Below are 25,402 nucleotides of genomic sequence, written 5' to 3' on the forward strand. Positions count from 1 at the left end.
TCTCCGGACTGTCTCCGGCGGACTCGCCGATCAATCACCCTCGCATATGAGAACACGCTTCGGTTCATGAGCTGCCCCGACGCTGCTACAGTCGGGCATGAGTTGCCGAAGGGAACAGCCAGCGGGTAAGAAGTGCAAGCGAGTACCGGAGAAACAGACTTAAAAAGTAGATTGGACTACAGGAGGGAGACGAATTTCCCCGAATGGAACCCTAAGTTCCATTGTCCAGAGACATTCCGGAAAGTCCAGTCCCCATATTAATTTTCAATGTGCAAGCTGGAAATTTTGAAGGCATTCTATGTTCCTATAAAGGACTGGAAAAAGACTCAAAACTGCCTTCAGGAAATACTATACGAGGAGGGATGCGCATGTTGACGGAACGCCAGCGTATGATTTTGAATGCCATCATTGATGATTACATCCGTTCTGCGGAGCCTGTCGGATCTCGCAGCATATCGAAGCGGGGCGACGTGAATTTCAGCCCGGCCACGATTCGCAACGAGATGGCCGATCTGGAAGAGCTCGGTTATCTGGAGCAGCCGCATACGTCAGCAGGGCGCATTCCATCTCATAAAGGGTACCGTTATTATGTCGATCATCTCGTTCGCCTTGATCGTCTGTCCAGCGAAGATGTCACGCGGTTGAAATCCGCCTTCGCGGAGAAGATAACAGCAATGGAAGAGATTGTGCAGCATACGGCATCGATTTTGTCTCAATTGACCAATTATACGTCAATCGCGCTGGGGCCGGAAGTTTTCGACGCCTCGCTTCGTCATTTTCAGCTTCTGCCGCTGAACGAGAATACGGGGGTCGCGATTGTCGTGACAAGCACAGGCCATGTCGAGAACAAGACGGTGACGCTGCCTGAGGGCGTCTCCGCCTCCGAACTGGAGACCGTGGTCAACCTGCTGAACGCGAAGCTTGTCGGCGTTCCTCTATATAAGCTGCGCTCGCGGCTGTATAGCGAAATTGGATACGAAATGAACCAATATGTATCGCATGTCCAGGAGCTGATGGCTCTCGTGGAAGGCGTTTTGGCCGACAATAGCGATCATCGGCAAGTCTACTTGAGCGGGGCGACCAACATGCTGACTCAGCCGGAATTCCAGGATGTCGACAAGATCAAGACGATCTGGGAGCTGCTCGAGGAGACGCCGGCCCTGATCAAGGTCGTGGGCTCCGCCCCTTCCGGCATCCAGGTCCGCATCGGCCAAGAGAATGCGCATGCCGCGATTACGAACTGCAGCATGATTACCGCAACCTATTCGGTCGACGGACAGACGCTGGGTACGGTCGGTATCCTGGGGCCGACCCGGATGGAGTATGCGAAGGTCATCACGCTGATGAACCATCTGTCCGGCCAAATGGCGTTATTCATGCAGCAATGGTATAAATAATCGGGAGGGGGCGGCTTGTGACTCAAGGACAAGGACAAGTACAGGAGACCGATGAGCGCTATGCGACGCTCCTGAATAATGCCAATGCCGTCCGGGCGCTCGCCTCGGCTGTCGAGGGCACGCTTGGCCCGAAGGGGCTGGACGTCATGCTGGTCGGCGCGAATGGCGACGTCGTCATTACCAATGACGGCGTCACCATTTTGGAGAAAATGGATGTGAGCCATCCGGCAGCCCGGCTGCTCATCCAGGTGGCGCGCGCCCAGCAGAGCGAGGTCGGCGACGGCACGACGACGGCGACGGTACTGGCCGGCGCGTTGGTGCAGGAAGGCGTGGCCCAGGTGACGAGAGGCGTCCCCGCGGCGAAAGTCGTGACCGGGATGCTCGAGGGCATCCGCGTCGCGGCCGGCCGGCTGGCGGAACGCGCGCTTCGGCTCGACGGCTGGGACGACCCGAAGCTGCACCGAGCGGTATATATCGCGGGCCGGGAGCAGAGCGACATCGTCCGCCTCGTGCTGGAGGCGGGACAGGCGGTAGGCTGGGAGCAGCTGCAGGATCCGGCCTACCGGCTCGCCGAGCAGATTGTCGCGCACGAGAAGGCGGGCAATGAATGGTTCCACGGCGTGCTCCTGAAGCAGAAGCCGCTGCAGCGGGATTGGCTGCGGGAGCGGGCCGGCTGCCGGGTCCTCATCCTGCAGGATGCGCTCGAACCGGACACGCTCGACGAGCAGCTGCTGACGACCGAAGCCGGCTTCCAGCAGTATATGGCTCACCGCTCGGCATTCATGGAGCGGCTGCAGCGTCTTCACGAGCTGGGGGTCGGCTTCCTTGTGCTGGAGCGAGGGCTTCATCCGGAAGCGGAGCAATTTTGCCTCGACCATGATATGATGGTCGTGCAGCGTGTCAGCCGCGAAGATATTATGCGCGTCTGCCGCCTTACGGGCGGCAAGCCGCTGAAGCGGGCCGCCCTGGCCAAGGATGCGGCGGTGCTGGAGCCGCTGCTCGGCCGCACCGCCTGCGTGCGCTACGATGAGCGCCTGGAGCGCGTGCGGTTGTACGCCCCGCAGGCGGCCCTCAGCTCGGGCGGCACGACGGAGCCGGCGGGCATGCGCCGCGCGCAGGTGACGCTCATCGTGGGCGCGAGCACGCGCGAGGTCGTGGGCGAGCGGGCGCGCATCGCCCAGGATGCCGCGGCGGCGCTGCAAGCCGCGATCCAGAGCGGCGTCCTGCCGGGCGGCGGCACGACGGAGCTGGCGCTCTCTTACATGCTGGAGCGCTACCGGGAGACCGTCCGCGGCATGGAAGCCTTCGGCGTGGCCGCGGTGGCGCAGGCGCTGCGCAAGCCGATGGCCCAGATTGTGCTGAACGCCGGCTTCAATCCGCTGGAGAAGCTGGAGGAAGCGCGGGCGGCACAGACCGCGTCGGCATCCGATGCCATCGGCATTGACTGTGACAGCGGGGCGCTGCTGGATTATGTCGAGGCTGGCATCGTCGACCCGGCCGCCGTGAAGCTCCATGCGCTGCGGGCGGCCGGCGAAGTGGCCGCCGCCGTGCTGCGGATTCACACGGTCATTAAGATGAAGCCGGAAGCGTAAGGCTCCGGCTTCCCGGAGCAGGAAGATAGAAGCTTGACTACATAAGGGAGGTGCAAGGATTGAACCCGGAACAAGAAGAGAAGATCGACAGGAACGATCAGGTGGACTCGGAGGCTGTGGAAGCAGCCGACGTTGAACATAAGCAGGAGGCCGAGGAGGCATCCGAAGCAGAAGGCAAGGCAGCGGAGGAAGCACAGGGAGAGCCGGCAGAGCTGAAGGAGGCCCGCGCGCAAGCCGAGGAGCTGCAGCAGCGCCTGCTCCGCGCCCAGGCGGATTTCGATAATTTCCGCCGCCGCACGGTGAAGGAGAAGGAGGAACTGGCTCAGTACGCATCGTCCAAGCTGGTGACCCAACTGCTGCCGGTGCTCGACAACTTCGAGCGCGCCTTGGCCGCAGCCCAGACGGGCAGCGAAGAGCAATCGTTCGTCAAAGGCGTGGACATGATCTTCCGCCAATTCATGCAGGTGCTGGAGCAGGAAGGCGTGAAGGCGATGAACGCCGTGGGCGAGCCGTTCAACCCGGAATTCCATCAGGCGATTATGCAGGTGGAGTCGGAAGAGCATGAGGAAGGCATCGTCGTGGAAGAAGTCCAAAAGGGCTACATGCTCAAGGATAGGGTGCTTCGCCCGGCGATGGTCAAGGTAAGCGGCTAAGAGATGGCGGTCACATGCTATCCGCTTGGTTAATATGAAATAGATTGAGAGCCAGTTGAGGAGGTTACATTTGCAATGAGTAAAGTTATCGGTATTGACTTGGGAACGACCAACTCTTGTGTTGCGGTAATGGAGGGCGGCGAAGCCGTCGTCATTCCGAATCCGGAAGGCGCCCGCACAACCCCATCGGTTGTCGGCTTCAAAAAAGACGGGGAGCGCATCGTCGGGGAGACGGCGAAGCGCCAGGCGATTACGAACCCGGATCGCACGATCAGCTCGATTAAGCGTCATATGGGCTCGGCGCATAAGACGACGATCGACGACAAATCGTATACACCGCAAGAAATTTCTGCCATGATTTTGCAGAAGCTCAAATCCGACGCAGAGGCATATTTGGGCCAAACGGTAACCCAGGCGGTTATTACCGTACCGGCGTACTTCAACGATTCCCAACGCCAGGCGACGAAGGATGCCGGCAAGATCGCGGGTCTGGAAGTGCTCCGCATCGTGAACGAGCCGACAGCGGCTGCGCTTGCTTACGGCGCCGACAAAGAAGGCGACCATACCATTCTCGTCTACGACTTGGGCGGAGGCACATTTGACGTCTCGATTCTCGAGTTGGGCGACGGCTTCTTCGAAGTCAAAGCGACGAGCGGCGATAACCAGTTGGGCGGAGATGACTTCGACCAAGTGATTATCGACTACTTGGTAGCGGAGTTCAAGAAAGACCAGGGCATTGACCTGAGCAAAGATAAAGCGGCTGTGCAGCGTCTGAAGGATGCGGCGGAAAAAGCGAAAAAAGAGCTGTCCGGCGTCTTGACGACCACGATCAGCCTGCCGTTCATCACGGTCGTCGACGGCGTTCCTCAGCACTTGGAGCTGAACCTGACGCGCGCCAAGTTCGAGGAACTGTCCGCGCACCTCGTGGAGCGCACGCTCGGACCGACGCGCCAAGCGATGCAGGATGCGGGCATGACGCCGTCCGATATCGACAAAGTCGTCCTCGTCGGCGGATCGACCCGGATCCCGGCCGTCCAGGAAGCGATCAAAAAACTGACCGGCAAAGAGCCGCATAAAGGCGTGAATCCGGATGAAGTCGTCGCTCTGGGCGCAGCCGTACAGGCGGGCGTACTGACCGGCGACGTGAAGGACGTCGTCCTGCTTGACGTCACTCCGCTTTCCCTCGGTATCGAGACGGCAGGCGGCGTATTCACGAAGATGATCGAGCGCAATACGACGATCCCGACGAGCAAGTCGCAGATTTTCTCGACCTATGCGGACAATCAGACGAGCGTCGAGATCCATGTCCTGCAAGGGGAGCGCTCCATGGCGGCGGACAACAAGACGCTGGGACGCTTCATGCTGGGAGACATCCCGCCGGCGCCGCGCGGCGTGCCGCAGATCGAAGTTACGTTCGATATCGATGCGAACGGCATCGTCAAAGTATCCGCTCAGGATAAAGGAACCGGCAAGATGCAGAACATTACGATTACCTCCTCCAGCGGCTTGAATGACGAGGAAATCGACCGCATGATGAAGGAAGCGGAATTGCATGCGGAAGAAGACAAGAAGCGCAAAGAAATGGTCGAGGTGAAGAACAACGCCGACCAATTGGTATATACGACAGAGAAAACGTTGAAGGACTTGGGCGACAAGGTCGACCAAGCCGAAATCGACAAGGCGAACGAAGCCAAGGAAAATGTGAAAAAGGCGCTCGAAAGCGACAATATCGACGAAATCAAAGCGGCGACCGACAAGCTGTCCGAAGTCGTGCAGCAGCTGTCCGTGAAGCTGTATGAACAGGCGGCGCAAGCGCAGCAGGCCGGCCAACAGCAAGCGAATGACGGCGCGGCCCCAAAAGATAATGTAGTCGATGCCGATTACGAAGTCGTGGACGAAGACAAGAAATAAGCGCGGATGGACAGGGTCAAAGCCGGGTTTCGCCCGGCTTTGGCTTTGCCTGTTTACAATGAAGAATGCGGAACGGCATGGCGTTTGCGCCATGCGGCACCTGTCCGGCGGCGCGTCCCCTTCCGCAGGTTACGGCGGGACGGGGACGGAACACCGGGCTTTTAAGTTGCAATGGGGGTGGAAGAGTGGCGCAAAAGCGAGATTATTATGAAGTGCTCGGCGTAAGCAAAGGGGCTAGCGAGGATGAAATCAAAAAAGCCTACCGGAAGCTTGCGCGTGAATATCACCCTGACGTGAACAAGGCAGCGGACGCGGAAGAGAAGTTCAAGGAAGTGAAGGAAGCGTACGATGTGCTTGGCGACGATCAGAAGCGGGCGATGTATGACCAGTACGGGCATGTAGATCCGAATCAAGGCATGGGCGGAGGCGGGTTCTCCGGCGATTTCGGCGGATTCGGCGACATATTCGATATGTTCTTCGGCGGAGGAGGACGCACACGCGATCCGAATGCGCCGCAGCGAGGCAGCGATCTGCAGTATACGATGCAGATTGAATTCAAGGAAGCCGTCTTCGGCAAAGAGACGGATATTACGATTCCGCGGACAGAGCAATGCGACACCTGCTTCGGAACCGGGGCCAAGCCTGGCACGAAGCCGGATACCTGCTCGGCCTGCCGCGGAACGGGACAGCAGGAAGTCGTGCAAAATACGGCGTTCGGCCGTATGGTCAACCGGCGCACTTGTACGGTATGTCAAGGCAAGGGAAAGATTATCCGCGAGAAATGCGGCACCTGCCATGGCAATGGAACCGTGAAAAAGCAGCGCGTCATTCATGTGCGCATTCCGGCAGGGGTAGACGATGGCGCCCAACTGCGCATGAGCGGAGAAGGCGAGAGCGGATTGCGCGGCGGTCCGAACGGCGACTTGTACATTGTCATTCGCGTGAAGCCGCATGAATTTTTCGAGCGCGACGGCGACGACATCTACTGCGAGGTGCCGCTCACCTTTGCGCAGGCGGCGCTGGGCGACGAGATTGAAATCCCGACGCTGACCGAGAAGGTCAAGCTCAAAATTCCGGCCGGCACGCAGACAGGGACCTTCTTCCGGCTGCGCGGCAAAGGCGTTCCGCGCCTCCGGGGCCACGGTCAAGGCGATCAGCATGTCAAGGTGGTCATCGTGACGCCGACGAAGCTGAATGACGAACAGAAGGAGCTGCTCCGGCAGTTCGCGGCCAGCGGCGGCGAGCAGACGCACGGCGGGCACGAGGAGACGTTCTTCGATCGGATGAAGCGGGCGTTCCGGGGAGACTAGACCCCGGCCCCTCTTGATCACATGGTCCATATTTTTCCTCATCCAAATATAAGTTCATCCTATCGGTCGGAGATACGGATCAGGACCACAACGGCGCATAGAGGACACTCTATGCGATGGTTGTGGTCCTTTTTTGCCATCAGAGACCACTGGCTACCGGCGCCAGGAGAATGGCCTGTACGGTTTACATTCCGTTTACATTCGTCATCTATGATGGACTCCATAGCTTAGTTGGTGTGTAAAGAAGGAGCGGATGTAATGAGAAACGAATTCGATCAGACGAAAGGCTCGTTAGGCAATTGGAGGCAATTTCTGAATCTCATAAATGAGACCAAGCCGTCCAGGCTCATGTTATTCGTCGCTTTGCTGATGAGCATCGGCGGGGCGGCCGTATCGCTTGTCATTCCGATGTTCACCAAGGGGATGGTCGACAACTTCGCCATGTCGCAGCTGGATACGATGCAGATTGCGGCGTTGGCGATCGCGTTCATTGTCCAGACGGTGGCCGCCGGCTTGTCCATCTATATGCTCAATCTTATCGGACAACGCGTCGTCGCCGTCTTGCGAGACCGGCTGTGGAAGAAGATGCTGGTGCTCCCGGTGTCCTACTATGACCAGAACAAGACGGGCGAGACGGTCAGCCGCATAACGAATGACACGGGGATTGTAAAAGGATTCATAACGGAGCATCTGTCGAGCTTCTTCACCGGCATCATCTCTGTCATTGGCTCGCTCATTGTATTGTTGTATCTTGATTGGCAAATGACGGTCATTATGCTCCTCGTGATACCGCTCGCCGCCTTGGTGCTGTTCCCGCTTGGCAAGCAAATGTTCAATATATCCAAAGGACTGCAGGATGAGACGGCTTCCTTCACGGCCGTATTAAGTCAAGTGCTGTCGGGAATTCGATTGGTGAAAGCATCCAATGCCGAAGCGAGGGAATACGAGAACGGGCGCAAGGCCATTACTCGTCTGCTTCGCTTCGGCATTAAGGAAGGCGTCGTGCAGGCGTTGATTTCGCCCATTATCTCGTTCGTGCTAATGGTGCTGCTGGTCGTCATTATTGGCTACGGCGGCATGCGCGTATCGTCAGGGGCGCTGACCGCAGGCGAGCTGGTCGCCTTCATTTTGTACCTGATTCAGATTGTGATGCCGATGAGCCAGTTGTCCATGTTTTTCACGCAGCTCCAGAAGGCGATTGGAGCAACCGGCCATATGATTGCGATTTTACAGGCGCCGGAAGAAGAGCCTATGCATGGGAAAGAGGCCGGGCAGGCGAATTTACCGATTCATGCGGAGCATGTGCACTTTGCATATGCCGAAGGAGAGCCTATACTTGAAGACGTAAGCTTCACTATCAGTCCGGGCAAGGTAACGGCTATTGTCGGGCCTAGCGGGAGCGGCAAGACGACGCTGTTCTCCCTCTTCGAGCGCTTCTACCTGCCGACCTCCGGTGTCATCAAGCTGGGGAAGGAAGACATTAATGACTTCTCGCTGCATTCCTGGCGCGCTCTGATTGGTTATGTGTCGCAAGAGAGTCCGCTGATTGACGGGACGATTCGGGACAATATTTGTTATGGGATGAATCGGGATGTGACGGAAGAGGATCTGAAGCAGGCGGCCGCAATGGCTTATGCGGACGGCTTCATTGAAGAGCTGACCGACGGATACGATACGGAAGTGGGCGAGCGCGGCATGAAGCTGTCAGGCGGACAGCGCCAGCGGATTGCTATCGCGCGGGCGCTGCTTCGCAATCCGCGCATCCTGATGCTGGACGAGGCGACGTCGAGCTTGGACAGCAAGTCCGAGATTGTCGTTCAGAAGGCGCTGAACAATCTGATGAAGGGACGGACGACGCTGGTCATTGCCCACCGGCTGTCTACTGTCGTAGACGCGGATCAGATTCTGTTCATCGACAAAGGCAAGCTGACAGGATGCGGCACGCATGAACAATTGCTGGAGAGCCATTCCATGTATCGGGAGTTCGCAATGCAGCAGCTTAAAATTCAGGAACAGTACGGAGCTTAGAGCGATAACGCGCCCAACGGCGAGAAAGGCGGTATTGTGCAGGATGGCAACCATTCTTGTCGTAGATGACGATCCTCATATTCGGGAATTTGTCACCGTATTATTGCAGAAGGAGGGCTTCCGGACGATGGAAGCCTCTGACGGCGTGGAGGCGCTCCGTCTGATGGAGTCGGACAGAGCCGATCTGGTCGTGCTCGATATCATGATGCCGAATATGGATGGATGGGAATTATGCCGCGAGCTGAAAGCGCTGCATGATATTCCGTTGTTGATGCTGACCGCCAAGGGAGACACGTCGCAGAAGGTGAAAGGCTTCAATCTGGGAACCGACGATTATTTAGTGAAGCCGTTCGAGCCTATGGAATTGGTCGTGCGGGTCAGGGCGCTGCTGAGAAGGTATCAGATTGCCGCATCGCAGATTGTTCACATCGGCCGGGTGACGGTGAATCGTCAGACATTCGAGATCACCTCGGGCAGCGATACGTTCTCTTTGCCGCTGAAGGAATTCGAGCTGCTCTTCAAGCTCGGCGCAGTTCCCGGGAGGACATGCTCCAGAGAGCAGTTAATTGAGGAGATATGGGGTTATGATTATGAGGGGAACGAGCGGACGCTGGACGTGCACATTAACCGCCTGCGCGAGCGATTCTCCCCAAGCGAGCATGGATTCCGGATCAAGACCATTCGCGGGCTCGGTTATCGGCTAGAGGTGCTCGAATGAGGCTGCCCGAACGATTCAACAGGTTCAAGACAACGAAGACGTGGAGAAGGATTAAGTTCATAGGCAGCATTGGCGTCTTCCTGTTGTTCATGTTCGCGTCATGGTCGATTGCCTATCTCATCAATCCGACACTGCTAAGGTGGTTCGGATGGGAATTGACGGCATACGGGGCCTTTATCATGACAGGGACGGTAGGTCTCCTGATTCTGTGGGCCATAATCGGGATCTTTATGCCTTTTGCGCGCAATAAGCATCTCCTCTTCTATCATTCCATCATCGAAGCCGTCAACCGGATTTCCAAGGGAGATTTCGATGTGACGATCAAGATGAATGAAGATTTTGAACGTGAATACGGCATGCTGATCGAGAGCATCAACAAGATGGCTGGCGAGCTGGGAGTAATGGAGAAGATGCGCCAGGAATTTATTTCGAATGTGTCCCATGAGATTCAATCGCCGCTTACGTCGATTCGCGGATTTGCCCATGCCTTGCAAAATGACGAATTGAGCGAGAAGGAGCGCCGGCATTACTTGCAGATTATCGAGATGGAAACGACAAGACTGTCAAAGTTAAGCGACAATTTGCTGAGGCTGACGTCCTTGGAATCGGAGCATCATCCGATCAAGCCCCAATCGTATCGCCTGGATCAGCAGTTGCGCAATCTTGTATTGGCGAGTGAACCGCAGTGGGCGGCCAAAGCATTGGATATCGAGTTGAACCTGGATAAGGTTCATATTACGGCAGATGAGGATATGCTGAGCCAGGTGTGGGTCAATCTGATTCATAATGCCATCAAGTTCACGCCGGAGAGGGGCTTCATTCACATTGGGCTGACGGTGCACGAGCCCCATGTTGAAGTGAGGATTGAAGATAGCGGCATTGGAATCGATAAGGAGCATATCCCGCATCTGTTCGAGCGCTTCTTCAAGGCCGACGCGTCCCGCAACCGGATGCAAGGAGGCAGCGGATTGGGGCTATCCATCGTGCAGAAGATTGTTCAGCTCCATCAGGGAACGATTGCCGTAAGCAGCGAGAGAGGAAAGGGGTCTGTCTTTCGCGTGAAGCTCCCGCTGCGCATGCCGGACCACAATTATCATGTTGACAAAGAAGCGCCCATGGTTCGAGCGAACAAGGCTTAGCTTGACCGTCGTATTCCTCTTGCGCTCACGGCGAACGCGGATATGTTTCCGGAATAAGGCAGCGAAATGCAGCATAACCATGCCCGATTCGGCAGTCCGGATCGGGCATGGTCATGAGGAACAAGGTGCCGGCCTGCTATCCCAGCCGATCCGGCACGTTGGAGAAGATGCCGTCGATGCCGGCTTGCCGGAGCATGGCGGCCCACTCCGGCCGGTCGACGGTGTAGGCGTACACCTTGGAGCCTGCCCCATGGCATTCCGCGATGAAGTCCGCGTCCGCGAACGAGAAATGGGGATGGACGCTGTAGACCGGGAAGGGCAGCGACTGGATATATTGCCCCGGACGGCAGAGGCGATCGGCCATGAGCACGCCGAGCTTCACGCCGGGCTCCAGGCGGGCGAGCTTATCCAGTGCCTGATGGTCGAAGGAGGAGACGATAATCCGATCCAGCAGGCCGCGCTTCTTGGCGGCGTCAAGAAGCTTTTGTTCGATTCCGTCATAGAAGAAAGGGATGTTCTTAATCTCGATGTTGGTAATGAGATCCTGATCCTGCACCAGATCGAGATAGTCATCGAGCAGCGGGATCCGTTCCTCCTTGAAGTCCGTGTGGAACCAGCTTCCCGCGTCAAGCCCGCCCAGCTCCTCCCAAGTCAGGTCCGCAATGTAGCCTTGGCCTGATGTCGTGCGGGCGACATTTTCGTCATGGATGATGACGAGCCGGCCGTCCTTCGTCTGTTGAATATCAAGCTCGATGCCGGCGCAGCCGCGATCGAGTGCCGCCCGAAAAGCGGCCATCGTATTTTCCGGCGCATACCCCGATGCGCCCCGGTGGGCAAATATGAACATGTCGCCAACCTCCAGCTTCATGATGGGGGCGGACAGGGAAACGGCGTGATCCGCCGCATCCTTGCCCGCCGTGCTCCTGCTTATTTCGGCGCGTTCACATTGTTGTCCTCTTCGATGAGCTTGTCGATTTTCGCGGTCAAGTCGTCAACGACCTTCTGCGGAGCGTCTCCCTGGTAGAGCTTCTCGATCGCCGTCGCGACTTCGTTGCGCGTCTCCGGGAAGACGGAGATCAGCGCGCCGCGGGTAGCCGAGCCGGCCTTCGTATTCTGAAGCTGCTTCACGGTCGTCAGGAATTGCGGCGCTTGCTCGTATTTCTCCTTCAGGACGGGCTCCTCATGCGCGGCCTTCGTAATCGGGAAGTAGCCGGTGCCCGCCGCCCATTCGGCCTGAACGGCAGGGGTCGTTCCATATTTCATGAAGTCCCAGGCCGCTTCCTTCTCTTCTTCGGCGACGCTGTTCATCAGCCAGAGCGAGGCGCCGCCCACGATGACGCCATTGGCCTCCTTGCCGTCCGGCGCCGGAAGGAAGCCCGTGCCGACTTCGAAGGGCGAAGCCTGCATGACGCCGGCGATGCCCGCGGTCGAATCCATATACATGGCGACCTTCCCGGCGCTGAAGGCAGCCCGGATATCATCCCACTGCCGCCCGTAGTTGCCGAGCGTGCCCTCCTTGTTCATATCGTCGAGCCATTGGAAGATGCCGAGGCTTTCCGGGGAATTGAGCAGCGACTTGGTTGCGAGACTGTCGCGCCCGTTGCCGTTATCCACGAAATCGGCTCCTTGATTCGCCAGCAACTGCTCGATGAACCAGCCATAGATGAGCAGTGCGAACCCTTTTTCATTTTTCCCGTTGTCGGTCAGCTTCTTGGCCATTTCCCGGATTTCCCCGAACGTCTTCGGCGGCGAATCCGGATCGAGTCCGGCCGCTTTGAATTTGTCCTTGTTGTAGATTAAGATAGCGTTCGAAGTGTTGAACGGCAGCGAGTAGAGCTTGCCGTCGATTTGATAATAGCTGAGGATATTCTCCTCCCATTGGGACAAGTCGAATTTGTCTTGGTCAATCAGGTCCTGAACCGGCTGGATATAACCGCTGTTAACCATATACTTCGTTCCGATCTCCTGCACCTGCATCAGCGTCGGCGCCTCGGACGTGCCGCCCACCGCCTTCAGCTTCGTCAACGATTCCTCGTACGAGCCTTGGAAAATCGCATCGACGAAGTATTTATCCTGCGATGCATTGTAGTCGTTCGCCATCTTGGCGATCAGTTCCCCGGCATTGCCGCTCATGGCATGCCAGAAGGTGACCTTGATTCGTCCGTCATCCGATTTTCTCGCTTCCGAGCCGGACGAATTCGTGCAGCCGATAGCGGACAGCGACAGCACCGCCAGCAGCAGCATCAGTACGCTTGCTTTTTTCACTTCCATATCCCCCTCGCGAAATTTTGATCATGCCGGCTAATCATGCTGATTTATCCTTTTAATGCCCCGGACATCAAGCCGCGCTTGAGCTGCTTGAGACTGAGGAACAAGAAAAGCAAGGTTGGCACGAGCACGATGACGACGCCGGCCATGACGCCGGGCCAATTCGTGTTCGTCTCCTGGGCCTGCATCATTTTCAAGCCAATCTGCACGGTGCGGACCGAATTGTTGGTGGTCGTCAGCAGCGGCCACAAATACATATTCCAGGTCGTCAAAAATCCGTATACGCCGAGCGCGCTCAGCATCGGCAGAGAAAGCGGGACGACGAACGACACCAGATACCGCAGCCGGCCGCAGCCTTCCAATTGGGCCGATTCATGCAGCTCCTGCGGCAGCGTCAGGAAATGCTGGCGGAGCAGAAAGACGCCGAAAGCGAGCGCGAAGAACGGCATCGACAATCCTTGGTACGTATTGACCCAATTCAGCCCGACGATGGTCAAATAGTTCGGAATCATCGTCGCTTCCCACGGGATCATCATCGTCGAGATCAACAGGAAGAACACGAAGTTGCGCCCTTTGAACGGAATAAAGACGATGGCGTAGGCCGCGAGGCTGCATACGATAAGCTGGCCGATCATGACGGTGAGCGAGACGATCAGGCTGTTCACCATGAACTTGAGCAGCGGCACGCTCTTGAGCGCGATCGTGAAATTGTCGAATACGAAGCTGGCAGGGAACAGCTTGCCCGTCATAATCTCCTCGGTCGTCATCAGGCTGGCCAGGAGAGCATAAATGATCGGGAAGAACATGAGGCCGGCCGCCGCCAGCAGCAATATGTAAAACACCCATTTCTGGTACAGCGCCATTCTCATTGATAATGCACCTTCTTTTCGCCGACTTTGAACTGAATCAGCGTCGCCAGCAGCACGATCAGGAACAGAATAATCGCTTGCGCGCTCGCGATGCCGAATTTGTAGTGAATAAAGGCGTTCTGATAGATGGAATACACAATGAGATTGGTTGATTCCGCAGGTCCGCCCTTGGTCAGGATATCGATCTGTCCGAACGATTGAAAGGAATGGATGACGGTCACGATGATGACAAAAAACAGCGTCGGCGAGACCATCGGCAGCGTAATGCGGAACAAGCGGGACCAGTAGCCGGCGCCGTCAATGCGGGCGCTCTCGTAAATGTCCTCGGGTATGCTCTGCAGGCCGCCGAGGAGGATGATGTAATTGAAGCCGACGCCCATCCAGATGCTGGTCGCTGCGATGGAGATGAGCGCCCACTTCGGATCGGTCAGCCAATGGATCGGCGGCAGTCCGACCCAACCAAGCATATGATTCAGGAACCCGATGCTGGGGTGGAACAGGAACAGGAAGATCATTGAGCCTGCGGCCACCGACACGCCGACCGTGGAAGAGAAGATCACGCGAAAAAACTCGATTCCCCGCAGCTTCTCGCTTGAGATGACAGCCAGAAAGAAGGCGAAGGCGACACCCGGCGGCACCGTGTAAAGCACGAACAGGAACGTGCCGGTCATGCTTGTCAGGAAGCTGTCGGACTGGAACAGGCCGGCATAATTATCCAAGCCGACGAACATGACCGGAACGCCGCGCGCGTTCGTGGAGAAGAAGCTGTAATAAAGCGTTTTCAACATGGGGTAGAACGTAAAGGCCGATAAAATGATGAGCATCGGACTTAAATAGAGCAGGCCCGCTGCCAGGAGGCGCAGCGGCGAATCTTTCTTGCGGAGGGTTGTGGCAGATGGATACATTTGACGATTCCCCTTTCTTAACCAGCGCAACGGTCAGAAAAAAAGAAGACCACAGAACGACCAAATGGCGGCAGCCAATTGGAACAAGCGTGGTCTTCTCCGTTTCCCGAAACCGGACTATTAACTTGCATCCCAGTATAATTCACACAATATTAAAAATCAATACAAATTATGGGTATTTGTTGTGATGCTTGCGCTTGACGAATTGGAGATCATGTTGACGGGGCGGCGCGAGGGCATTACGATAGCGGTAGAAGCAGCAAGATAGCCGCATCAGAGAAAAACTGAGCTACAGACCGAAGGGAGAGCGAGCGATGCACTTCGCCAACCAGGCCATCCTGCCGGCCGTAAGGCAGATGAAGGATATGGAAAAGCTGCTGGTCAGTCCGTTCGAATACATTGTGCTGTTGGATGTTCATATCGCGCAGCTGAAGCCTATTTTTCAGATGATTCGTCCGCATAACAAGAAGCTGCTGCTGCATGTGGATCTGATTCAGGGACTGCAGAACGACAGCTACGCGGCGGAATATTTGTGTCAGGAATTTACGCCGTACGGGCTTCTGTCGACGAAGGCGAGCGTCATTATCCGCGCGAAGCAAAAGGGCGTCGTCGCCATCCAGCGCATTTTCCTGATCGACAACAGTTCGTTCGAGAAGAGCGGCGCCTTGCTGGAAAAGACGAATCCCGACTATATCGAGGTGCTGCCGAGCCCGATGCTGCCTTATTTGAAGCAGTTGAAGACCGGACGCGACATTCCGCTTCTCGCCGGCGGCTTCATCCGGACCGAGGACGATGTGAACAGGGCGCTTCAAGCGGGCGCCGTGGCGGTCACGACCTCCAGCCAGACGCTCTGGAAGCAGTACGCTGCCGCGGGATCGCGTCAGTAATCAGCGGCAAGGGCGGCTGAGGCCATCGTATAAAGTCCCCGCTTCCGACTCATGTTATAGATGACCATCTATGAAATGATGAGGCAAAGGAGGAAGGGCCATGACCAATTACCGGGACAGCCGCCGGAAGAACCATCTCAACGGCTTCGAGGAGCAGCCGGATCTCGCCGTCGGCAAGACCAATGCGTCTGCCGGCAAGAACGAAGACGTGGAATTCTCGATCGAGCAGGCGGATGCCGACGATCTGGAGGCGCTTGAGCGGGCCAGACAAGCGGATGAACGGGCGGAACGTCCATGAGACATATCGAAGCAAAGTTCCAGGACGAATCGAAGGCCGAAGCTTGCAGGCGCAAGCTGAACGCGCTGCGGGCGCATGCGATTCAGGTCGTTCCCCGGGAAGACGGATATATCGTCACGGCCGATGTGAACCATGCCGTGCTTGATCAGGCGTATGCCGTGATGCGCGATTCCGAGGGCACGCTCTTGTAAGGCAACAGAACTCCTGCGGCGAGCGGGTAAGACCGCTCGTTGTGTGGAGTTTTATTTTTGTGTACAATAAATAGAATGTGCGGACGGTTATCAATCGTACGGGGCACACCGTCAAACTTGTCGGCACCGATCTTATTCATAGGGGGAATACCATCGTGCGCTGGCATGAATTAACGATACATACAAAGGAAGAAGCGGTCGAGATGATCTCGAACTTCCTGCATGAGGCGGGAGCGGGAGGCGTCTCGATCGAGGAATCCGGAACGCTGAACAAGGAGCGGGACACGACCTATGGCGAGCTGTATATCGCCCCGCTGAACGATATTCCCGAAGGCGAGGCGAAGATTCAAGGCTACTTCGCCGAAGGAACGGATCTGGCGGCTATCGAGGGCGAGGTGGCCGGCCGCATTCGGGAACTTCGGACGTACGGAATCGATCCGGGCGAGGCTTCCATGTCCTGGCGTTCCGTTCATGAAGACGATTGGGCGGATGCCTGGAAGCAATATTTCAAGCCGGCGCGCATTACGAGCAAGCTCACGATCAAGCCGTCCTGGGAGCCCTATACGCCGACGGCGGAGGAGATGGTCATCGAGCTCGATCCCGGCATGGCCTTCGGCACCGGAACCCATCCGACGACCTCGCTCTGTCTCCAGGCGCTGGAAAGCGTGATTCAGGGCGGGGAAGACATCATCGATGTCGGAACCGGCTCCGGCATTCTGGCGATCGGGGCGTGCAAGCTCGGCGCCCGGCATGTGCTTGCCATTGACCTGGACCCGGTAGCGGTCAAGAGCGCCCGGGAAAATGCGGCAATGAACGGGCTCAATGACGCGGTTACCGTACGGGAGGGAGATCTCCTCCACATGCTGAAGGCGAGCGGAACGGAAGAAGCCCCGGCGCTTGGCGTCACGCTTCCTGTCCAGATCGCGGTCGCCAACATTTTGGCCGAGGTGATTCTGCTGTTCGTGGAGGATGTGTTCGCGGCGCTGCAGCCGGGCGGAATCTACATTGCCTCGGGGATTTACAAGAACAAAGAAGAGGCGGTAGAGCGGGAGCTGATCCGCCGCGGCTTCCTCATCGATGCGAAGCATCGCGAGGAGGACTGGGTTGCTTTCGTCGCCAAAAAACCAATGTAATAGAGATCACATGCAATAGAAGAAAGCGAGGGAAGATATGGATTTTTTGAACAACTTGTTCGCCGTCAAGCTGGAGATGCTGCCGTTTCTCGTGTCGGTTCTGCTGATCGCCTTTACGGTCCATGAATTCGCGCATGCCTATTTTGCCTGGAAATTCGGGGATCCGACCGCAAAGATGCTGGGCCGCGTCAGTCTGAATCCGGCGAAGCATGTCGACTTCCTCGGCATGCTGTTCTTCGTCATCGCCGGCTTCGGCTGGGCGAAGCCGGTGCCGGTCAACCGGGATAACTTCAAGCATCCGCGGCTGATGGGCATCGTCGTGTCGGCCGCCGGACCGATCAGCAACCTGCTGCTGGCCTTTATCGGGACCATCGTGATTCATCTCGGTCTCAAGTTTGGCTTCGTCCAGTTAGGATCTCCGGATCGCGTCCATCTGGCCGTCTATTACTTTTTGAATTATTTCATCACTTATAACGTGCTGCTGTTCCTGTTCAATCTCATTCCGCTGCCGCCGCTGGACGGGTACCGCATTGTCGAGGATCTGGCGCCGCGCAGCCTGCGTCTGCGATTGCAGCAGTTCGAGCAATGGTCGATTCTTATTTTCTTCATGCTTGTATTCATTCCGCCGCTGCGGAATATGACGCTTACGCCGCTCTTCAGTTTGATCGAGCCGATCGTCTTTAACTTTTCGCGGACCGCCGCTTATCTGGTCGGCATGTAGACTGCCGTCCCGGCAGGCGGATGAATGGCGTGGACTTTCTGGAAATATCGCTGCAAATCTAGCGCATTGCGCGCAAAACGTGTATGATGAGGAATGTTGATTACGATGCAAAAATACTTTGTCAGCCCCGAAGCGTTCGGGGATCAGCACATACGGATTACCGGCGCGGATGCGCATCATATCGTCAATGTGATGCGGGCCAAGCCGGGCTTCACTTTTCTGGTGAGCGACGGGGCCGGCCGCGAGGCCGTAGCCGTGTTCGAGAGCGGCGACGGCGAGACGGCCATCGCCCGGCTGGAGGAGCTGGTCGCTGCCGATCGGGAAGCCGCAGTCGAGGTGACTATCGCCCAGAGTCTGCCGAAGGGCGACAAGATGGAACTGATTATACAGAAATGCACGGAGCTGGGAGCGGCGGGATTCCTTCCGTTCCTGTCGGAACGCACGGTCGTGCAGTATGACGCGAGGAAGGAAGCCAAGCGGCTGGAGCGCTGGACCAAGATTGCGAAGGAAGCGGCCGAGCAGTCGCATCGCAACCGCGTTCCCGCCATTGCGTCGCCTGCGGCCTGGGCGAAGCTGACCGGGCAGTTCGCGGACTATGATCTCGTGCTGATTTGCTATGAGGACGAGCAGGGTACGCGCCTCCGCGACGTGCTCGAGCCTTTCTGCGAAGCGCAGGGCGCCCGGGAGGCAGCCCGCATTCTGGTCGTAATCGGACCGGAAGGCGGGTTTTCGCTGCGTGAGGTGGAAGCGGCCGCGGCGGCGGGCGCGGTCTGTGTCAGTCTCGGGCGCCGCATCCTGCGGACGGAGACGGCGGGCCTGGCGGCCTGTGCCTGCATCATGTATCAATTCGGAGAAATGGGAGGAAGTTGAACAATGCCATCGGTAGCGTTTTATACGTTGGGCTGCAAGGTGAACTTCTATGATACGGAAGCCATTTGGCAGCTGTTCAAGCAAGAAGGTTATGAGCAAGTCGACTTTGAAGCGACGGCTGACGTCTATTTGATCAATACATGTACCGTTACAAATACCGGCGACAAGAAGAGCCGCCAGATTATCCGGCGGGCCGTCCGCCGCAATCCGGACGCCATCATTGCGGTGACCGGCTGCTATGCGCAGACCTCTCCGGCGGAGATTCTCGACATTCCGGGCGTCGATCTCGTCATCGGCACGCAGGATCGGGACAAGCTGATGGATTACATCGCCCAGCTTCAAGCCGAGCGCCAGCCGATTAACGCCGTGCGCAACATTATGAAGACGCGCGCGTTCGAGGAGCTGGACGTGCCGGATTTCGCGGAGCGGACACGCGCATTTTTGAAGATTCAGGAAGGCTGCAACAATTTCTGCACCTTCTGCATCATTCCGTGGTCCCGCGGGCTGTCCCGCAGCCGCGGCCCGCAAAGCGTCCTGAACCAGGCTTGCCAGCTCGTGGCGGCAGGCTACAAGGAGATTGTGTTGACCGGCATCCATACCGGAGGCTACGGCGACGATCTCGAGAACTATGATCTGACCGATCTGCTCTGGGATCTGGACCGCATCGAAGGATTGGAACGGGTGCGCATCAGCTCGATCGAAGCGAGCCAGATCGACGATCGGATGATCGACGTGCTGAACCGTTCGTCGAAAATGTGCCGCCATCTTCATATTCCGCTGCAGGCGGGCAACAATGAAGTGCTGAAGCGCATGCGGCGCAAATATACGGTCGAGGAGTTCGGCGACAAAATCGCCCGCATCCGCGAGGCGATGCCGAACGTGGCGATTACGACGGACGTGATCGTCGGCTTCCCGGGGGAGACGGACGAGCAGTTCCGGGAAGGCTACGAATTCATGAAGCGGGTCGGATTCTCCGAGATGCACGTCTTCCCGTACTCCAAGCGTACCGGAACGCCAGCGGCGCGCATGGAGGATCAGGTGGACGAGGAAGTGAAGCATGCCCGCGTTCACGATCTGATCGATCTGTCGGAGCAGATGCAGCTCGCATACGCCGAGAAGTTCGTCGGGCAAGTGCTTGACGTCATTCCGGAACGCGATTATAAAGGGGCGCCGGGAAGCGGCCAAGTGATGGGCTATTCCGACAACTACCTGCAGATCGTGTTCGACGGCGACGAGTCGCTGATCGGCCGGCTCTGCCGCGTCAAGGTGACGAAGGCAGGCGTGAACGAATGCTTCGGCGTGCTGACTCGGGTGCTCGGGGAAGAGACGGGCCCGCAGGCAGCCAATATGTAATGAGGTAGAACACAGAGGATTCCACTGTCGCTTCGTGTGCAAGGAGCAGGTGAAATCCTCTTTCCTTTCGGTTACGATATACCTATTCAGCAGTTGCAATTCGGCGGGCAGTAAGTGGACAGGAGCGCGCCGCACACTTTTTATGTTGGAGGATGTTCGCTATGAAAGAAATATCAGCGGGAGGCGTCGTCTACCGGCGGCGCGGAGAGCGGATCGAGTTCCAGTTGATCCAGGATCGTTACGGCAAGACTTCTTTGGCCAAGGGAAAAATGGAGCCCGGGGAGACCATCGAGCAGACGGCTCTGCGGGAAATCCGGGAGGAGACCGGGATTGAAGGAAGCATCGTTGGCAAACTGGACACGATCCGCTATCAATACACATCGCCGGAAGCCGGCACGGTGGACAAAGAGGTTCATTATTTTCTGGTCGAGGCGAAGGCCGGGCAGCTCACGCCCCAGGTGGAGGAGATCCGGAGCGTCGAATGGTACGAGCCCCAAGCGGCATGGGCGAAGCAGACCGAATCCGGGTATGATAACAATGACGTCATTCTGAGCAAGGCGTTTGTGCAAATGGGGATTGCCTTGTAAACGGCCGTTGTTCGGCTTGCCGGCCCCAGAGCGCAAGTGCCATGGCGGACGTCGGTAACAGGTACACGCAGGTGAATACGTGCAGTAACCGTACGCTTTAACTCTAATCTGATTGCGAAGGGGGATTTCAGATGAACGAACAAATCCATTTGGCCAGCCTGATTGACCACACCTTCCTGAAGCCGGAAGCGGTGCGGAGCGATATTGAGAAATTGTGCGACGAGGCGCGGCGGCACGGCTTTTACAGCGTCTGCGTAAATGGGACCTGGGTTCCGCTCTGCCGCGAGCGGCTTGCCGGATCCGACGTGCGCATCGCGGCCGTATGCGGGTTCCCGCTCGGAGCCGGCGCATCCTCCGCCAAGGCGTTCGAAGCGGCAAGAGCCGTGGAGGACGGAGCGTCGGAGATCGATATGGTGCTCCAGATCGGCCGCCTCCTAGACGGCGACGTGAAGGCGGTGGAAGCCGATATCGCCCAAGTGGTCCGCATGGTGGAAGGGAAGGCTATCGTCAAAGTCATCCTGGAGACGGGAATGCTGACGACCGGGCAAAAGATCGAGGCGTGCAAAGCCTCGGAAGCCGCAGGGGCGCATTTCGTCAAGACGTCGACCGGGTTCGGCCGCGGCGGGGCGACCGTCGAGGATATTCGGCTTATGCGCGGGAACGTGTCGCCGCATATCGGCGTGAAGGCTTCGGGCGGCGTAAGGGATACGGCGACGGCGCTCGCCATGATCGAGGCCGGCGCGACCCGAATCGGAACGAGCTCGGGAATCGCGATCGTTACCGGAGCCGGTCCCACAGCTTCAGATAGCACAGCGGGAGCGCCAGGACAGAGCTCGCAATATTGAATACCGTCTGGGCGCGGGCGATCTGGGCGGCCGGATCGTCGGTGAACCAGGCGGACAGCGCATGGAGCTGGCCGATTAGCGGATAGAACAGGATCGCTCCGCCCACATTAAGGACGATATGGCTCCATGCGACGAATTGGCCGTGACGGCTTCCGCCGAGCGATGCGATGAGCGCGGTGAAGCAGGTGCCGACATTGGAGCCGATGACGATGGCGATGCCGATCTCGACCGGCAGGGCGCCGGTAGCGGACAAGCCCATCGCCATGACGATGATGGCCGCGCTGCTGTGAACGGCGGCCGTAATGATCATGCCGGCCGCCAGCGCCCAGAGCAGATTGTCGTTGGACCGCTCGAGGAACCAGGTGAACATGCCGCGGTGCTGCAGCGGCCCCCCAATCTGCTTCATCCATTCGATGCCGAGCAGAATGAGGGCGAACCCGGCGGCGGCCAGCGAGCCGAACTGCAGCGGATGCAGCAGGGAGGCGAGCCGCTTCGGCAGGGGCAGTCGGTACTCGCCGCCCAGAATCGCCGCGCTCCAGCAGGCGAGCGAGCCGATGAGCAGCGGCAGCGCGTAGCGGCTGATGTTGAGGCCGATCAGCTCGGTCGTCAGGCAGGTGCCGACATTCGTGCCGAGGATGATGCCTAGCGAGCGCGAGAAGCTCATCAGCCCGGCGTTCACCAGCCCGATGGTGATGACCGTGATGGCGGTGCTGCTCTGCAGCAGCGCCGTCATGCCGGAGCTGAACAGCATGCCGTGCAGCGGCGTCCGCGTGGAACGGTGCAGGAAGCGGTTCAAATAAGGCCCTGCCCAGGCGTGAAGGGCGAGCTCCATCGTCTTCATGCCAGAAAGAAACACAGCCATTCCGCCTAATAGCGGATACCAGATTTCTGCGAACATATGCCGGACTCCTTCGTCATTCCACACAAAATGCGGTTCTATCATTCGAGCTGGAACAGCTTGAGAGGAAAGAAGTGAACAGCCTATACTGTCACTGTATGCTTGCGGATGGACAACAATGACAAGCCCGGCTGAAGCCGAGAGGGGACATGCAATTGAAGCAATCTACGACAGCAACCGTAATCTTGAGCCGGAATCGCAAAAAACGGACGGAGCATGGGCACCCGTGGGTGTTCCAATCCGAAGTCGAGCGCGTGGAAGGCAACCCGCAGCCGGGGGCGCTGGTCGACGTCCTGAACGCCCAAGGCCAATATGTGGCGACCGGATACTATAACCCGGCTTCCAAAATCATTGTGCGGGTCATTGGCTATCAGCCTGCCGACGCGATGGATGCCGGCTTTTTCAAGGAGCGGCTCCGGCAGTGCCTGGAGCATCGCAACCGGTTCCTGCCCGGAGCGACGGCCTACCGGCTCGTCTATGGCGAAGCCGATTTTCTGCCGGGACTGATCGTTGATCGGTTCGGCGAAGTGCTCGTCGTGCAAATATTGACGCTCGGAATGGACCTGGCGCGCGATGCGATTGTGCAGGCCTTGGCCGAGGTGATGAATCCGCGCGGCATTTACGAACGAAGCGATGTGCCGATTCGGGAAAAGGAAGGCCTCGAACAGAGAACGGGCGCGCTGTACGGGGAATGCCCGCGCCATGTGCGGATTACCGAGAACGGACTGGAGCTTGAAATCGATATAGTCGAAGGGCAGAAGACAGGCTATTTCTTCGACCAGCGCGAGAACCGGGCGGCGATCGCGCCGCTGATGACCGGTTGGGGAGCGCGCAGCGGGATTACGCTGGCCGATATCGAGACGGAGGCAGGCGTACGCACCGTGCCGGTCAACGCGAACGGCAAGGAAGTAACCTATCCGTGGTGGAATGGAGCCACGGTGCTGGAATGCTTCTCTCACACGGGAAGCTTCACGCTGCATGCTTGCAAATATGGAGCCAAGAAGGTGACTTGTCTCGATATTTCCGAGCATGCGATCGAGAGCGCGAAGCGCAATGTGGAGCTGAACGGATTTGCGGATCGGGTGGAATTCGTGGTGGCGGACGCGTTTGCGTATTTGCGGGAGCAAGTGCAGGGAAGAGAGGAGCGCCTGGAGCGCGGGACGAGCAAGGCGAAGACGGATACGTCGAAGCCGATGACCGCGGGCGGCGGCCGCACCTGGGACGTCGTCATTCTCGATCCGCCCGCGTTCGCCAAGACGAGGCAGGCGGCGGAAGGGGCGTACCGCGGCTACAAGGACATCAACCTTCACGGGATGAAGCTCGTGAATGAGGGCGGATATCTGGTGACGGCGAGCTGCTCCTATCATATGAAGCCGGAGCGCTTCCTGCAGGCGATCCAGGATGCGGCCCATGACGCGGGCAAGGTGCTGCGCCTCATCGATTGGCGCACGGCGGGGAAGGATCATCCGCAGGTGGCCGGGGTCGAAGAAGGGCATTACTTGAAATTCGGCATTTTCGAAGTCCGCTCCAGACGATAGGATGACGAAGAAGCACCTCATGGCGACATCGCCGCGAGGTGCTTCTTGCGGTTGCGGTATGAAAGTGCAATGGACAAGCGGAGCTTATGGACCCGGATTGGTTACGAACGCGCCGCCAAGCCAGCGCGCATATCCCCGTTCGCGGGCCCGATTGATCTCGCCGCTGCGCACTCTCCGGCCCGCCTCGGTAAGCAGCAGCCGTCCGGCGGACGGCTCGACCGGCCGCAGCGGCTCCGGCAGCGGATCGGAAGCCGCGGACAGGGACAATAGCGGGGCTTCTCCGGAAGTCAACCGGCGCAAATATCCCCAATACTGCATGTCGCCGAGTCCGTACTCCGGCACATGCGGGCGGATATGCCCATACAGCTCCAGGAAGGAGCTGGCGCCATCGGCGACGGCATCCAGCGTAAGCCGCTCCACGACGCCCAGACCGTCGCCGCGCGAAGGGAAGCGGCGGAGATGGAAGCGCATCGCATCCACGATGGCATCATAAGGAGCTTCCACTGAGCCGGATTCGTCGATCCAGCGCACCAACTTGCGCGGATTCGGGCTCGTATAGGCAAGCCAGGCATGGTTCATCCATGAGATCGCTTCCACGTTCAGCCGAATGCCGTGCTCGCGATAGCGCGCCAATTGGTCCGCGTCGAGGGCCCCGAAGCCGTGGCAGCGGTCGTGCCCGGGCAAGGCGGAAATATCGATCCAGTAGACGGCCGCTTCCGGGTGCTCACGGGACAGGCGCTCCGTTAGCCGCAGCAGCATCGCGACATCGAACAGATCATGTTCGAACCAGAGAGCGATGTCCGGTTGCCGCAGCACGTCCGCTTTCCAGGACCGCTCCTGCTCGTTGCTCATTTGAAGGTAGAGGGATGCGGGCAGGCCGCACATTTTTTCCAATTGAAGCGCGCGATAGGCCAGATAACGTTCAAAGATGGGATAGACGGGTCCTTCGGTCAGCAGCTCGCGATAGACCCATACTTCTTCGTCCCAGCGCTCCCGGGCGATCGGACGAAGCCGCTCTGCCACAATATCTCCATTCACGATATGAATCACGCGGTGTGCCTCCTTTTCTCTCCGGCGGTATCTTCAGCCAGGGGATTGAATTCCTTCCTGCACATTCCAAACGTGTGTTCCAGTCTGCTCGCGATAATATGCTATAATAAAGCAAGGTTTCCGTATAAGAGACGATTTGCGCAGTCTCTGTCTAATGAGGAAATACCGGGAATCCGGCCTTTTTGGACTTATTCTTATTTTTAATCCTTTCTTGCGATTTGTAAATACACTTTTGCACACG

Annotated in this window: 24 protein-coding genes; 18 read left to right on the top strand and 6 right to left on the bottom strand. The window is 57.8% G+C overall.

Annotated elements, in window-relative coordinates; translation table 11 throughout:
- Window positions 1-368: 368 nt before the first annotated feature.
- From hrcA to OCY70_RS11765, 8 genes are all read left to right on the top strand, one after another.
- Window positions 369-1,397 (top strand): heat-inducible transcriptional repressor HrcA, encoded by a 1,029-nt coding sequence (gene hrcA, locus OCY70_RS11730; protein ID WP_213428714.1) that lies wholly within the window; start codon window positions 369-371, stop codon window positions 1,395-1,397.
- A 17-nt stretch (window positions 1,398-1,414) separates the two neighbouring features.
- Window positions 1,415-2,989, top strand: a complete 1,575-nt coding sequence (locus OCY70_RS11735; RefSeq protein WP_213428712.1) for a TCP-1/cpn60 chaperonin family protein — start codon at window positions 1,415-1,417, stop codon at window positions 2,987-2,989.
- A 59-nt stretch (window positions 2,990-3,048) separates the two neighbouring features.
- Entirely contained in the window at window positions 3,049-3,642 is a 594-nt protein-coding gene (gene grpE / locus OCY70_RS11740; protein WP_213428710.1) for a nucleotide exchange factor GrpE, read from the top strand.
- A gap of 75 nt (window positions 3,643-3,717) precedes the next feature.
- Window positions 3,718-5,553 (top strand): molecular chaperone DnaK, encoded by a 1,836-nt coding sequence (gene dnaK, locus OCY70_RS11745; RefSeq protein WP_213428708.1) that lies wholly within the window; start codon window positions 3,718-3,720, stop codon window positions 5,551-5,553.
- Between the two features lie 185 nt (window positions 5,554-5,738).
- Complete coding sequence (gene dnaJ / locus OCY70_RS11750) at window positions 5,739-6,863, top strand: molecular chaperone DnaJ (protein WP_213428706.1); 1,125 nt, start codon at window positions 5,739-5,741, stop codon at window positions 6,861-6,863.
- A 258-nt stretch (window positions 6,864-7,121) separates the two neighbouring features.
- Window positions 7,122-8,891, top strand: a complete 1,770-nt coding sequence (locus OCY70_RS11755; RefSeq protein WP_213428704.1) for an ABC transporter ATP-binding protein — start codon at window positions 7,122-7,124, stop codon at window positions 8,889-8,891.
- A gap of 43 nt (window positions 8,892-8,934) precedes the next feature.
- The gene (locus OCY70_RS11760) at window positions 8,935-9,609 is read left to right on the top strand and encodes a response regulator transcription factor (RefSeq protein WP_213428703.1); all 675 of its coding nucleotides are present in this window, start codon (window positions 8,935-8,937) and stop codon (window positions 9,607-9,609) included.
- Complete coding sequence (locus tag OCY70_RS11765; RefSeq protein WP_213428701.1) at window positions 9,606-10,748, top strand: sensor histidine kinase; 1,143 nt, start codon at window positions 9,606-9,608, stop codon at window positions 10,746-10,748. Before OCY70_RS11760 ends, OCY70_RS11765 begins: the two co-directional genes overlap by 4 nt.
- A gap of 136 nt (window positions 10,749-10,884) precedes the next feature.
- On the opposite strand, the gene OCY70_RS11770 is transcribed toward OCY70_RS11765, so the two are convergent.
- From OCY70_RS11770 to OCY70_RS11785, 4 genes are all read right to left on the bottom strand, one after another.
- Window positions 10,885-11,595: a glycerophosphodiester phosphodiesterase gene (locus OCY70_RS11770; protein ID WP_249725188.1), complete on the bottom strand. Its 711-nt coding sequence runs from the start codon at window positions 11,593-11,595 to the stop codon at window positions 10,885-10,887.
- Between the two features lie 80 nt (window positions 11,596-11,675).
- Window positions 11,676-13,013 (bottom strand): ABC transporter substrate-binding protein, encoded by a 1,338-nt coding sequence (locus OCY70_RS11775; protein ID WP_213428696.1) that lies wholly within the window; start codon window positions 13,011-13,013, stop codon window positions 11,676-11,678.
- A 50-nt stretch (window positions 13,014-13,063) separates the two neighbouring features.
- On the bottom strand, window positions 13,064-13,885 hold the full coding sequence (locus tag OCY70_RS11780) for a carbohydrate ABC transporter permease (RefSeq protein ID WP_213428695.1): 822 nt from the start codon (window positions 13,883-13,885) through the stop codon (window positions 13,064-13,066).
- A complete protein-coding gene (locus OCY70_RS11785; protein WP_213428693.1) occupies window positions 13,882-14,790 on the bottom strand; it encodes a carbohydrate ABC transporter permease in 909 nt (302 codons plus the stop codon). Before OCY70_RS11785 ends, OCY70_RS11780 begins: the two co-directional genes overlap by 4 nt.
- 314 nt (window positions 14,791-15,104) lie before the next feature.
- On the opposite strand from OCY70_RS11785, the gene OCY70_RS11790 reads away from it, so the two are divergent.
- The 9 genes from OCY70_RS11790 (at window position 15,105) to deoC (ending at window position 21,675) form a co-directional block, all read left to right on the top strand.
- Window positions 15,105-15,677, top strand: a complete 573-nt coding sequence (locus tag OCY70_RS11790) for a glycerol-3-phosphate responsive antiterminator (RefSeq protein ID WP_213428691.1) — start codon at window positions 15,105-15,107, stop codon at window positions 15,675-15,677.
- Between the two features lie 100 nt (window positions 15,678-15,777).
- On the top strand, window positions 15,778-15,975 hold the full coding sequence (locus OCY70_RS11795) for a YfhD family protein (protein WP_213428690.1): 198 nt from the start codon (window positions 15,778-15,780) through the stop codon (window positions 15,973-15,975).
- Entirely contained in the window at window positions 15,972-16,166 is a 195-nt protein-coding gene (locus OCY70_RS11800) for a hypothetical protein (protein WP_213428689.1), read from the top strand. Before OCY70_RS11795 ends, OCY70_RS11800 begins: the two co-directional genes overlap by 4 nt.
- 155 nt (window positions 16,167-16,321) lie before the next feature.
- Window positions 16,322-17,299, top strand: coding sequence for a 50S ribosomal protein L11 methyltransferase (gene prmA / locus OCY70_RS11805; RefSeq protein ID WP_213428687.1), 978 nt, complete (start codon window positions 16,322-16,324; stop codon window positions 17,297-17,299).
- Window positions 17,300-17,336: 37 nt separating this feature from the next.
- Window positions 17,337-18,020, top strand: coding sequence for a site-2 protease family protein (locus OCY70_RS11810; protein WP_261944882.1), 684 nt, complete (start codon window positions 17,337-17,339; stop codon window positions 18,018-18,020).
- 105 nt (window positions 18,021-18,125) lie between these two features.
- Window positions 18,126-18,890 (top strand): 16S rRNA (uracil(1498)-N(3))-methyltransferase, encoded by a 765-nt coding sequence (locus OCY70_RS11815; RefSeq protein ID WP_213428684.1) that lies wholly within the window; start codon window positions 18,126-18,128, stop codon window positions 18,888-18,890.
- A gap of 3 nt (window positions 18,891-18,893) precedes the next feature.
- Window positions 18,894-20,243 carry a tRNA (N(6)-L-threonylcarbamoyladenosine(37)-C(2))-methylthiotransferase MtaB gene (gene mtaB / locus OCY70_RS11820; RefSeq protein ID WP_213428683.1) on the top strand — a complete coding sequence of 450 codons (1,350 nt, stop codon included), beginning with the start codon at window positions 18,894-18,896 and terminating at the stop codon, window positions 20,241-20,243.
- 152 nt (window positions 20,244-20,395) lie between these two features.
- On the top strand, window positions 20,396-20,830 hold the full coding sequence (locus tag OCY70_RS11825) for an NUDIX hydrolase (protein WP_213428681.1): 435 nt from the start codon (window positions 20,396-20,398) through the stop codon (window positions 20,828-20,830).
- 131 nt (window positions 20,831-20,961) lie between these two features.
- Window positions 20,962-21,675 (top strand): deoxyribose-phosphate aldolase, encoded by a 714-nt coding sequence (gene deoC / locus OCY70_RS11830; protein ID WP_213428680.1) that lies wholly within the window; start codon window positions 20,962-20,964, stop codon window positions 21,673-21,675.
- Here deoC and OCY70_RS11835 read toward each other — a convergent pair.
- Window positions 21,608-22,573, bottom strand: coding sequence for a Na/Pi cotransporter family protein (locus tag OCY70_RS11835; protein WP_213428679.1), 966 nt, complete (start codon window positions 22,571-22,573; stop codon window positions 21,608-21,610). The genes deoC and OCY70_RS11835 overlap by 68 nt on opposite strands.
- Window positions 22,574-22,722: 149 nt before the next feature.
- On the opposite strand from OCY70_RS11835, the gene OCY70_RS11840 reads away from it, so the two are divergent.
- Window positions 22,723-24,111 (top strand): class I SAM-dependent rRNA methyltransferase, encoded by a 1,389-nt coding sequence (locus OCY70_RS11840; protein WP_213428678.1) that lies wholly within the window; start codon window positions 22,723-22,725, stop codon window positions 24,109-24,111.
- Between the two features lie 84 nt (window positions 24,112-24,195).
- On the opposite strand, the gene OCY70_RS11845 is transcribed toward OCY70_RS11840, so the two are convergent.
- Window positions 24,196-25,161 carry a DUF1835 domain-containing protein gene (locus tag OCY70_RS11845; protein WP_213428677.1) on the bottom strand — a complete coding sequence of 322 codons (966 nt, stop codon included), beginning with the start codon at window positions 25,159-25,161 and terminating at the stop codon, window positions 24,196-24,198.
- Between the last annotated feature and the right edge of the window lie 241 nt (window positions 25,162-25,402).

The organism is Paenibacillus melissococcoides, assembly GCA_944800085.1.
GTDB lineage: Bacteria > Bacillota > Bacilli > Paenibacillales > Paenibacillaceae > Paenibacillus_B > Paenibacillus_B melissococcoides.

What these genes read in the sequence shown, in the direction of transcription:
- mtaB (WP_213428683.1), top strand. Translation starts at nt 18,894, where the DNA reads ATGCCATCGGTAGCGTTTTATACGTTGGGCTGCAAGGTGAACTTCTAT.
- OCY70_RS11780 (WP_213428695.1), bottom strand. Translation starts at nt 13,885, where the DNA reads ATGAGAATGGCGCTGTACCAGAAATGGGTGTTTTACATATTGCTGCTG.
- OCY70_RS11795 (WP_213428690.1), top strand. Translation starts at nt 15,778, where the DNA reads ATGACCAATTACCGGGACAGCCGCCGGAAGAACCATCTCAACGGCTTC.
- hrcA (WP_213428714.1), top strand. Translation starts at nt 369, where the DNA reads ATGTTGACGGAACGCCAGCGTATGATTTTGAATGCCATCATTGATGAT.
- OCY70_RS11810 (WP_261944882.1), top strand. Translation starts at nt 17,337, where the DNA reads ATGGATTTTTTGAACAACTTGTTCGCCGTCAAGCTGGAGATGCTGCCG.
- OCY70_RS11770 (WP_249725188.1), bottom strand. Translation starts at nt 11,595, where the DNA reads ATGTTCATATTTGCCCACCGGGGCGCATCGGGGTATGCGCCGGAAAAT.
- OCY70_RS11785 (WP_213428693.1), bottom strand. Translation starts at nt 14,790, where the DNA reads ATGTATCCATCTGCCACAACCCTCCGCAAGAAAGATTCGCCGCTGCGC.
- OCY70_RS11760 (WP_213428703.1), top strand. Translation starts at nt 8,935, where the DNA reads ATGGCAACCATTCTTGTCGTAGATGACGATCCTCATATTCGGGAATTT.
- OCY70_RS11800 (WP_213428689.1), top strand. Translation starts at nt 15,972, where the DNA reads ATGAGACATATCGAAGCAAAGTTCCAGGACGAATCGAAGGCCGAAGCT.
- OCY70_RS11815 (WP_213428684.1), top strand. Translation starts at nt 18,126, where the DNA reads ATGCAAAAATACTTTGTCAGCCCCGAAGCGTTCGGGGATCAGCACATA.
- OCY70_RS11790 (WP_213428691.1), top strand. Translation starts at nt 15,105, where the DNA reads ATGCACTTCGCCAACCAGGCCATCCTGCCGGCCGTAAGGCAGATGAAG.
- OCY70_RS11825 (WP_213428681.1), top strand. Translation starts at nt 20,396, where the DNA reads ATGTTCGCTATGAAAGAAATATCAGCGGGAGGCGTCGTCTACCGGCGG.
- dnaK (WP_213428708.1), top strand. Translation starts at nt 3,718, where the DNA reads ATGAGTAAAGTTATCGGTATTGACTTGGGAACGACCAACTCTTGTGTT.
- deoC (WP_213428680.1), top strand. Translation starts at nt 20,962, where the DNA reads ATGAACGAACAAATCCATTTGGCCAGCCTGATTGACCACACCTTCCTG.
- OCY70_RS11755 (WP_213428704.1), top strand. Translation starts at nt 7,122, where the DNA reads ATGAGAAACGAATTCGATCAGACGAAAGGCTCGTTAGGCAATTGGAGG.
- OCY70_RS11840 (WP_213428678.1), top strand. Translation starts at nt 22,723, where the DNA reads ATGCAATTGAAGCAATCTACGACAGCAACCGTAATCTTGAGCCGGAAT.
- OCY70_RS11765 (WP_213428701.1), top strand. Translation starts at nt 9,606, where the DNA reads ATGAGGCTGCCCGAACGATTCAACAGGTTCAAGACAACGAAGACGTGG.
- OCY70_RS11835 (WP_213428679.1), bottom strand. Translation starts at nt 22,573, where the DNA reads ATGTTCGCAGAAATCTGGTATCCGCTATTAGGCGGAATGGCTGTGTTT.